Origin of the sequence: Burkholderia sp. Tr-20390 (genome assembly GCF_017104595.1) — a bacterium.
Taxonomy (GTDB): domain Bacteria; phylum Pseudomonadota; class Gammaproteobacteria; order Burkholderiales; family Burkholderiaceae; genus Burkholderia.
On the sequence record NZ_JAAGPC010000255.1, the window covers coordinates 1 to 9,086 of the forward strand.

A 9,086-nucleotide genomic window follows, 5' to 3' on the forward strand; every position below is an offset into this window, starting at 1 on the left:
TTCTCGCAATTGCGGCGCAACCATCCGGGGCTCGTCATCGAACTGGTGCCGACCGACCGCCTGCAGGACGTGCTCAAGCGCGAGGCCGACATCGCGGTCCGGATGACGCCGCCCACGCAGGAGGCGCTCGTTGCGCGGCGCATCGGCGCGGTCGATGTCGGGCTGTATGCGCGCGACGATTACCTGGCGCACAACGGCGTGCCCGAGACGACCGACGCACTCGCGCATCACGCGCTGATCGGCTTCGATACGGTCACGCCGTTCATCCGCTCGATGGGCCGCAGCATGCCGCTGTGGAAGCGCGATGCGTTCTCGCTGCGCACCGACAGCAACCTCGCCCAGCTCGCGATGATCCGCGCCGGCTACGGGATCGGCTTCTGCCAGAGCGGGCTCGCGAAACGTGACGCGCGGCTCGTGCGGGTGCTGCCGGACACGCTCGCGATGCAGCTGGAAACCTGGGTCGTGATGCACGAGGACCTGCGGTCGAGCCCGCGCTGCCGCGCGGTGTTCGATGCGCTGGCCGACGGGCTGCGTGCGTATGTGAGCTGCGAAATCGTCGAATAAACGGTGCGCGGCGACGGCACGAACGAAGTGAACGAAGCGGCCGCCTGGCGCTATTCGTAGATTTTCCCGGCGAACAGGATGTCCGCCATGCGCCGCCACGGATTGTCGGGCACGTCGTAGAAACGCAGCCCTTCCTCCGACGCCTCGGCCCAGTCGACCATCGCGTCCAGGTACTCGCCGATCGAGCGGTTTTCCCAGCCGAGCGCGGCGCGGGCGTACGGCGACGGCGGCACGTCGGCCTCGAGCTGGCGCTCCGTGTTCCAGTCGTGGCCGAGCACGCGCAGGAATTGGATCAGCGAGCGTTCGTCGACCACGCGCTCCAGCGCATCCTGCAGCTTCGCGTCCATCTGGCGTTGCAGTTCGTCGTTCATTTTTATGTTCCTTCGCGCGCCTCTCAGGGACGCGCCGCCGCCAGTCGTGCGGCCCGGTTTTACATCAGCAATTGCCGCGACAGCACCTCGCGCGCCTGCGTGACGGCTTCGCGTTCGCCGGGCATCGGCGGCGTCAGCGAAAACACCGCGTCGGGCAGCGGCGGCAGCCGGTATTTCGCGCCGAGCCGCATCATGCCGTCGCCGATCGCCGACGCGCACAGGCAGCCCACCCCGAGCCCCGCCGCCAGCATCGACTGCAGCCCCGCCACCCCGGACGCGCTGTGCACGAGCCGGTACGGCATGTGCTGCTCGTCGAGCGAGCGCACCGCGACCTGATGCATCATGCAGTCGTCCGGCAGCAGCACGAGCGGCAGCGGCTCGGGCAACTGCTCGGCGAGCGCGGGCGATGCGACCCACGACAGCGGCTCGCGCCGCAGCACCCAGCGCGTATCGGCCGACGCCGGCCGGAACGGCCCGCTCGACAGGTTCATCACCACGCCGAGATCGACCTGCCCGCGCGCATGCGCGGCCTCGATATCGGCACTCTTCATCGCGCTGACGTGCAGGCTCAGTTGCGGGTAGCACTCCCGCAGCCGCGCGAGCAGGCCCGCGACTTCGTTGGTCCGGTAGTAATCGGTGATCGCGACGCGCAGCTCGCCCTTGATCGCCTGCCCACGCACTTCGTCGAACGCGGCCTCGTTCAGCGCGACGATGCGCCGCGCATGCTGCAGCAGCCGCGAGCCGGCCGGGGTCGGCTCGACCCCGCGCTTGCTGCGCACGAACAGCGGCACGCCGGCGCGCGATTCGAGCTTGCGCACCTGCTCGCTGACCGTCGACTGCGACAGGTGCAGCAGCGGCGCGGCGGCCGTCAGGCTGCCGGCATCCGCGACCGCCGCGAAAGTACGCAACTGATCCAGGTCGAAACCACGCATCGCCATCCCCCCATCCATCGATTAACCCGATGGATGCTACCACCAATTCCCGCTTTTCCGATTCATCGTCACCGCCCAGAATGGGGGTCAATCGCCCGCCCATGGCCGAACCGGCGCTTCTGTCGTCGCGTCCGGCGTGAATGTGGCACTCATTCTTTCGGACCTGCTTCCATGACGAACGACACCCTTGCCCCCTGCGTGCCGGCCGGCACGGCCGCCGCGGCGACGCCGCGCAGCCACCACGGCTGGGCGCTGGTGGTCCTGCTGGTTGGCGCGATTTTGCCGCCGCTCGACTACTTCATTGTGAATCTCGCGCTGCCGGCCATCCGCGACGGCATCGGCGCGCGCCCGGCCGAGCTGCAACTGGTCGTGTCCGCGTACGCGTGCGCGAACGCCGTCGTGCAGATCACCGGCGGCCGGCTCGGCGACCTGTACGGCCGCAAGCGCATGTTCATGATCGGGATGGCCGGCTTCGTCGTCGCGTCGACGCTGTGCGGGCTCGCCGGCAGCGGCGCGGTGCTGGTCGGCGGCCGCGTGCTGCAGGGCCTGTTCGCCGCGATCCTCGCGCCGCAGGTGCTCGCGACGATCCGCAGCGTGTTCAGCCCGCAGGAGCAGGTGCGCGTGATGGGCTTCTACGGTTTCGTGTTCGGCCTCGCGGCCGTGATCGGCCAGCTCGGCGGCGGCGCGCTGATCAGCCTGCATCCGTTCGGGCTCGGCTGGCGCGCGATCTTCCTCGTCAACCTGCCGATCGGCATCCTGGCGCTGATCGGCAGTTGGCGCTTCATCCCGGAAAGCCGGCCGCCGCAAGGCCAGCGCATCGACGTGCCGGGCATGGTGCTGCTGTCGCTGTTCCTGCTGATGCTCGTCTATCCGCTCACGCACGGGCGCGAGGCCGGCTGGCCGCTGTGGATGGTCGCGTGCCTCGTCGGCGCGCTGCCGATGCTCGGCGCGCTGCTGGCGGTCGAGGCGCGCCGTCTCGCGGGCGGCCACGATCCGCTGCTCGACGTGCGCCTGTTGCGCAACCCCGTCGTCGCGCTCGGGCTCGTGCTGGCGTTCCTGTTCTATACGCTGAGCGCGTTCTTCCTGAGTTACGGGATCTACCTGCAGGGCTGCCTGAACTGGTCGCCGCTCGCGTCGGGGCTCGCGATCCTGCCGCTCGGGCTCGGTTTCCTGTCGAGCCCGCTGCTGATGCCGCGGCTCGTCGGCCGGTTCGGCGGCTATCGCGTGCTCACGCTCGGTTTCGCGATGCTCGCGGCCGGCGTCGCGACGGCCGCCGCGCTGGCGGGTGCAGCCACGCCGGGCGCCGGCTTCTACGTAGGAATCGCGGCGATCGGGATCGGCCAGGGCCTCGTGCTGCCGTCGGTCGTGCGGATCGTGCTCGCGGAAGTCGACACGGCCCGCGCGGGAGTCGCCTCCGGCATGGTCACCGCGATGCTGCAGATCGGCGCGGCCGTCGGTGCGGCGACGCTCGGCGGCGTGTTCTTCGCCCGGCTCGGCGCGCATCCGGCCGCGCTCGATTACGTGCAGGGCTTCAGGACGTCGATGTTCGCGTTGACGGCCGTCCTGCTCGTGTGCATCGCGCTGTCGGCGCTGCTCGGGCCGCTGCATCGGCGGCTGCATGCAGGCACGTAAGCGGGACGGGAATCGTTGCGGCGGCAGGGTCTGATGCGGAAGCGATGCCGATGCAGGTGCGGCCGCTCGCCGGTCTCGGGCTCACGCGTGATGCTTGCGTTGCGCCTGGCGCGCTTCCCATTCGGCCAGCTCGACGCGATACCGCGCGAGTGCTTCGTCGTAGAGATCGAAGACGCACGGCGAGCAACCGCTGTTGCAGCAGTCTTCGAGTTCGGGCTGGATGGGCGGGGTCGGACGGGGATCGTCGACGGACGGATCCGGAGAGACAGTGTTGGGCACGGCGAAAATCGAATGAATGGACGCGTTCAGTATAAGCGGATGCCGCACGGCATGCGTGCCGCGCGGGCCATACCATGCTGCGTCATATCCCCAGTATCGTCACCTGGTCCTGGCGGATCCGGACCTCGCGCGTCCATGCATCGATTTCGGCAATCACTTCCGCAAGCGCAGCGCAACGCGTGTCCGGACGGTCGATGAAATCCTGCCGCGAATCGCGGAACACGAAGCCGAGCCGCTCGAGTGCCGTCGTTCGCTGCGTGGCGTCGCTCACGCTTCGCCGGGCGCTGATCCATAATGGCGCGATTGTCGGCGAACCCGGCGACGCCGTCGATGTCTCGCTTCCATCGCATTCCGGCCGGCGCACGACCCGAACCCACCACGACGCTCGCCGCCGCATCCTCGTCATCGCCCCACAGGAGCCGCACGATGGCCGAAGCAGTGAATCCGCCGGAAGTCTGGACGCCGTTCGGCGCGTTCTCGATGGCCGTGATCCAGGGCGATGGCCGAATCGTGCATCTGAAGGGGCAAGTGTCGCTCGACCGCGACGGCCGGGTGGTCGGCCACGGCGACATGCGAACGCAGGTACGTCAGACGCTCGACAACATCCGCACCGTGCTCAACGCGATGGGTGGACAGATGCAGGACGTGATCTCGCTCGTTCACTACGCGACCGACATCGATGCCTTCATGCAGGCAGGCGACATCCGCAAGACCTACTTCGCCGAGCCTTATCCCGTGACGACGACCGTCCAGGTCGAGCGTCTCTACCATCCCGATCTGCTGATCGAGATCACCGCTGTTGCCGAAATTCCGCTGGCACGGTTTCGGCGGCCTGCACCGCGCGCGTGACTCAGCGATGTGGCGATGTGGTACCGCGCCGTATGACGCGCCGGCCGTCACCTTCCCGACCGGCGCGCCTGCGCACAATCCACCCGCTTACTTCCCCTGCGTGCCCGGCTTAACGGCCCCGGCCCCCGCCTTGTCGGCCAGCGGCTGCCACGCGGCACCGAGCGAATACCAGTCCACACGGCGCGTGAGCGTCATGATGCCGGCGAGGATCGCGAACAGCAGCAGCGAACCGAGCATCAGCGCGTTGTCTTCCGACAGCAGCAACCCGTAGAGCGCCGCGTACAGCACCGCGAGCAACACCGCGAACACCGCCCCGCGCTTCACGCTGTGCAGCACGAACGACAGGTAGAAGGCGAGCAACCCGATGCAGGCGCCGCTCGCCGCGAGATACGCATACGCGAACTTGATGTGTTCGGACAGGCTCAGCAGCAACAGGAAGAACAGCGCGAGCGACAGGCCGACCAGCGTGTACTGGATCGGGTGAATGCGCAGCCGCTTCACGAGTTCGTACATGAAGAAGCTTGCAAACGTGAGCATCACGAACAGCGCACCATACTTCGTCGCACGCTCGGCCTGCAGATAGACGTTCACGGGTTCGATCACCGACACCGACGCCATTTCGATCGCGCCTTCCCCGTCGCCCGAGATGATCTGCTCACGCGCCTTCGTGTTGAACGACGTCACGCGCCAGTTGCCGGTGAAGCCGCGCGCATCGACCGTGCGGTTGTTCGGCAGGAATGCGCCGTCGAAACTCGGATGCGGCCACGTCGACTTCAGCGAGAAATCGTTCTGGTCGCCCACCGGCGCAAACGCGACGGAATCCGCACCGCGCAACGGCAGGTCGACGCTGAACGGCACGGCCGCCCCCGCGTTTGCGTCCGCCAGCGCCGCAAGATCGACGTTCGCGTGCACGCCCTGGCGCAGGCTGTCCAGCCGCGTGCCCTGCTCGACGTCGAAGCGCGTGCCGCCGATGCGCAGGTCGGGCTGCGCGGTCAGCCCGCGAATGTCGCCGATGCCGATCGACACATAGGCATCGTCGATCTTGAAGCTCACGTGGCCGTCCGCCTGCGGCAGCTTCTTCAGGTCCGGCAACGGCAGCGTGCCGGTCATCCGGCTTGCCAGCTCGTACACCAGCGCCTTGTGGATGCCGCGATAGCGGACGCTGGTGGTCAGCGTGCCGTCGACGTTCAGCGTCTTCGGAAACACGAGCAGGCGCTTCGTCTCGCTGCGCAGGCTCGTCTTCGTCGCGCCGCCGGCCGGCGAATCGTCGCGCACGCGCGTGACTTCCGTGTAGTGCACGACGAGCACGGGGCCCGCCACCGTCTGCGGCCCCGCATAGCTCGACCAGATACTCTGCAGCGCATCCCGGCGATAGGCGGCGCGTTCGTGCACGATGCTTTGCACCATCTGCAGCGGGATCAGGATCAGCAGCGCGAGAAACGCGGTGATCGCGAATTTGAACAACAGGACTCGATTCATGGCCGACAGGTACCGGAGTAAAAGGGTACGGTCAGCATGATCCGGCCCGGTGAAGGGCGATTGAAGCCGATGTGAAGCGAAGGTGTGGCGAACGTGAAGTTGAAGGGTGTTCAGCCCGCCGACGGCAGCGTGAGCGTCGCGCACGCGCCGCCTTCGTCGCGGTTCGCGAGCGCGACCTGGCCGCGGTGCAGCATCGCGACCTCGCGGACGAAACACAGCCCGAGGCCCGTGCTGCGATCCTGGCCGTCGGGGCGCGGCAGCGAATAGAAGCGCTCGAACACGCGCGCCAGTGCGTAGTCGGGCACGCCGGGGCCGTCGTCGGTCACACGCACGACCGCGACGTGCGCCTTGCCCGCCGGCTGCCGTTCGAGCGCGATGCGGATCGTGCTGCCCTGCGGCGCGAAATCCAGCGCGTTGTCGAGCAGGTTGCCGAGCGCCTGGCGCAGCAGGAACGGATCGCCTTCGACCACCGCCGGATCGGCTGCGTCGTGCGCGTCGATCGCGAGGTTCACGCCGCGCTGCCGCGCGCGCGGCTCGATATCGTCGACGAGCTGTTCGAGCACCGGCCGCAGCGCGACCGGTTCGCGCACCGACAGGCGCTGCTTCTGCTCGACTTCGGCGAGCGCGAGCAGCTTGCGGATCATCTGTTCGAGGCGGCCGGCCTGGCGGCGGATGTTCTCGGTGAAGCGCCTCCGGTTCGCCACCGGCATCTCCTCCTGCAGCAGTTCGGCCGCGCCGCTGATCGCCGCCAGCGGGCTCTTCATCTCATGCGTGAGCGTATGGATGTAGGTCTCGACGTACTGCCGGTCCTCCAGCCGCTGATGCATGCTTTCCACCGCGCGCCCGAGCTCGGCCAGTTCGCTCGCGCCCTGCAGCGGCATGTCGGCGCGCTCGCCCGCCGCGATCGCGCGCGCATAGCGCTGCAGGCGCCGCAGCCCGACCACGAGCCACCACGTGCAGGCCACGCCGATCAGGATCGCGCCGCCCATCAGCAGCGCGCCGTACAGCATGATCTTGCGCTGGCTGCGCGCGATGAACGGCGCGACCGTCTGGTTCGGCTTCGCGATCGTCAGCACACCGATGATCTCGTTGCCGTGCCGGATCGGCGCCGCCACGTGCATCACGGTGCTGCTGTCGTCGTTCGGATCGCTGCGCGTGCTGCGCGCGCCGTACTCGCCGCGCAGCGTCCGGTACACGTCGTTCCAGCGCGAATAGTCCTGCCCGACCGCGCGGCCGGACGAGTCGTAGCGCACGATGCCATGCGCGTCGGTGATGTAGAGACGGTAGCCGATCGTGTTCTTCTGCACACCCCATACGTTCGCGCTGATCGGGCGTTCGTGCAGGTTCGACAGTTGCCGCGCGAACGCGCCGTTGGCGATGTGGCCGTTCGCCATGTCGTCGGCGGCCAGCGTCGCGAGCACTTGCGCGGTATCGACGAGCGTGTCCTCCATCGCCTCGCGCACGCCCGGCTTCACCTCCTGCACGAACACGCGCAGCGTGATCAGCGCGGCCAGGCCGACGATCAGGAAAAAGCCGAAAAAGATGCGCAGGCCGATATGCATGGACGGAGCCGGTCGTTACGGTTGCAGCGAATAACCCATCCCGCGATGCGTGCGGATCGGGTCGCGCTCGGGGTCGATCGCGCGCAGCTTCGCGCGCAACGTCTTGATGTGCGTGTCGACCGTGCGGTCGGCCGAGTCGAATGCCTCGTGCCACACGAGGTCCATCAGTTGCTCACGCGAGTAGATGCGCCCCGGATGCCGGACCAGCAGCGCCAGCAGCCCGAATTCGTAGCGCGTGAGATCCAGTGCGTGGCCGAGCCACGATATGCTGGCGCCGTCGGTGTCGAGCGTAAAACCCGGTGCGATCGTCGCAGCCGGCATGGGCGCGGGTGCCGCTTCGGGCACGGCCGTCCGGTAGAAGCGCCGCAGGATCACGCGCACCCGCGCCGCCAGCTCACGCGGTGAAAACGGCTTGACCACGTAATCGTCGGCGCCGATCTCGAGCCCGACGATCCGGTCGATTTCATCGTGCCGCGCGGTGAGGAAGATCACCGGCACGTCGGAGAACGTGCGCAGCCGCCGGCACACCTCGAAGCCGCTGAGATCCGGCAGGCCGACGTCGAGCACCACGAGGTCGACGCGCGTGTCGCGCAGATGGTCGAGCGCCGCCTGGCCGAGCGTGCAGTGGACGGTCTGCATGCCGTCGGTGCCGAGGGCATAGATGATCGTGTCCGCGATCGCCACTTCATCTTCGACGATCAGGATAGTGGGCTGATGCATGGTCTCAGTCAGGGCTCGCGCAATCCGGTGCGACATTGTACGCACGGCCGGCTGTGGCGCGAGCCCCTGCCTTGCCCTGCCGCGCTATGCCACGCGGCCGGTCATCGGAATCGACGCACCGGTGATCGCCTGCGCGTCGGCCGACAGCAGGAAGCCGATCGTCGCCGCGATCTGCCCCGGCTTCACCCAGCGCGTGAAATCCGCGTCCGGCATGTCCGCGCGGTTCGGCGGCGTATCGATGATGCTCGGCAGGATCGCGTTCACCGTCACGCCGCGGTCGAGCAGTTCGGCCGCCAGCGCCTCGGTGAGCCGCGCGACGCCGGCCTTCGCGGCCGCGTACGCGCCCATCCCCGTGCCGGCCTTGAACGCCGCACCCGCGCCGATGTTGACGATGCGCGCGGCCGGGTTCGCCAGCAGGTGCGGCAGCGCGGCCTTCGATGCGTTCAGCGCGGTCTTCACGTTCAGCTCGTACATGCGGTCCCACGTGGCGGCGTCGCCGTCGGCGATCGTCTGCCACACGAACGCGCCCGCGATGTTCAGCAGCGCGTCGACCCGGCCGAATTCGCGCTGCACGGTATCGAGCGCCTGCGTGGCGGCCTGCGGATCGACGAGATCGATGCCGCCGATGCGCAGCGCGTCGGCCGGCACGCCGGGCAGCGCCTGCGCCGCCGGGGCCGCGCCGCGGCCGATCAGCGCGA

The 9,086-nt window shown here is 68.4% G+C and carries 11 protein-coding genes; 3 read left to right on the forward strand and 8 right to left on the reverse strand.

What is annotated here, in order from left to right; translation table 11 throughout:
- A partial coding sequence (locus G3N98_RS36230) for a LysR substrate-binding domain-containing protein (protein ID WP_241026232.1) occupies positions 1 to 564 on the forward strand: 564 nt, incomplete at its 5' end.
- Between the two features lie 50 nt (positions 565 to 614).
- On the opposite strand, the gene G3N98_RS36235 is transcribed toward G3N98_RS36230, so the two are convergent.
- A complete protein-coding gene (locus G3N98_RS36235) occupies positions 615 to 935 on the reverse strand; it encodes a hypothetical protein (RefSeq protein ID WP_089427090.1) in 321 nt (106 codons plus the stop codon).
- A 59-nt stretch (positions 936 to 994) separates the two neighbouring features.
- Positions 995 to 1,867, reverse strand: a complete 873-nt coding sequence (locus G3N98_RS36240) for a LysR family transcriptional regulator (protein ID WP_089429065.1) — start codon at positions 1,865 to 1,867, stop codon at positions 995 to 997.
- A gap of 171 nt (positions 1,868 to 2,038) precedes the next feature.
- Between G3N98_RS36240 and G3N98_RS36245 the strand changes: the two genes are divergently transcribed.
- Positions 2,039 to 3,499: an MFS transporter gene (locus tag G3N98_RS36245; RefSeq protein ID WP_206150814.1), complete on the forward strand. Its 1,461-nt coding sequence runs from the start codon at positions 2,039 to 2,041 to the stop codon at positions 3,497 to 3,499.
- 81 nt (positions 3,500 to 3,580) lie between these two features.
- Here G3N98_RS36245 and G3N98_RS36250 read toward each other — a convergent pair whose 3' ends face one another.
- Together G3N98_RS36250 and G3N98_RS36255 are read right to left on the reverse strand one after the other, a co-directional pair.
- The gene (locus G3N98_RS36250) at positions 3,581 to 3,778 is read right to left on the reverse strand and encodes an oxidoreductase-like domain-containing protein (protein ID WP_089475692.1); all 198 of its coding nucleotides are present in this window, start codon (positions 3,776 to 3,778) and stop codon (positions 3,581 to 3,583) included.
- Between the two features lie 82 nt (positions 3,779 to 3,860).
- On the reverse strand, positions 3,861 to 4,049 hold the full coding sequence (locus G3N98_RS36255) for a hypothetical protein (RefSeq protein WP_089475224.1): 189 nt from the start codon (positions 4,047 to 4,049) through the stop codon (positions 3,861 to 3,863).
- 155 nt (positions 4,050 to 4,204) lie between these two features.
- On the opposite strand from G3N98_RS36255, the gene G3N98_RS36260 reads away from it, so the two are divergent.
- Positions 4,205 to 4,627 carry a RidA family protein gene (locus G3N98_RS36260; protein WP_206150815.1) on the forward strand — a complete coding sequence of 141 codons (423 nt, stop codon included), beginning with the start codon at positions 4,205 to 4,207 and terminating at the stop codon, positions 4,625 to 4,627.
- Between the two features lie 87 nt (positions 4,628 to 4,714).
- Here G3N98_RS36260 and creD read toward each other — a convergent pair whose 3' ends face one another.
- The 4 genes from creD to G3N98_RS36280 all read right to left on the reverse strand — a co-directional run.
- Positions 4,715 to 6,106 (reverse strand): cell envelope integrity protein CreD, encoded by a 1,392-nt coding sequence (creD, locus tag G3N98_RS36265; RefSeq protein WP_206150816.1) that lies wholly within the window; start codon positions 6,104 to 6,106, stop codon positions 4,715 to 4,717.
- A gap of 110 nt (positions 6,107 to 6,216) precedes the next feature.
- The gene (gene creC / locus G3N98_RS36270; protein WP_206150817.1) at positions 6,217 to 7,668 is read right to left on the reverse strand and encodes a two-component system sensor histidine kinase CreC; all 1,452 of its coding nucleotides are present in this window, start codon (positions 7,666 to 7,668) and stop codon (positions 6,217 to 6,219) included.
- Positions 7,669 to 7,683: 15 nt separating this feature from the next.
- Positions 7,684 to 8,388, reverse strand: a complete 705-nt coding sequence (creB, locus tag G3N98_RS36275; protein ID WP_206150818.1) for a two-component system response regulator CreB — start codon at positions 8,386 to 8,388, stop codon at positions 7,684 to 7,686.
- Positions 8,389 to 8,472: 84 nt separating this feature from the next.
- On the reverse strand, positions 8,473 to 9,086 hold a 614-nt coding region (locus tag G3N98_RS36280; protein WP_241026233.1), incomplete at its 5' end, for an SDR family NAD(P)-dependent oxidoreductase.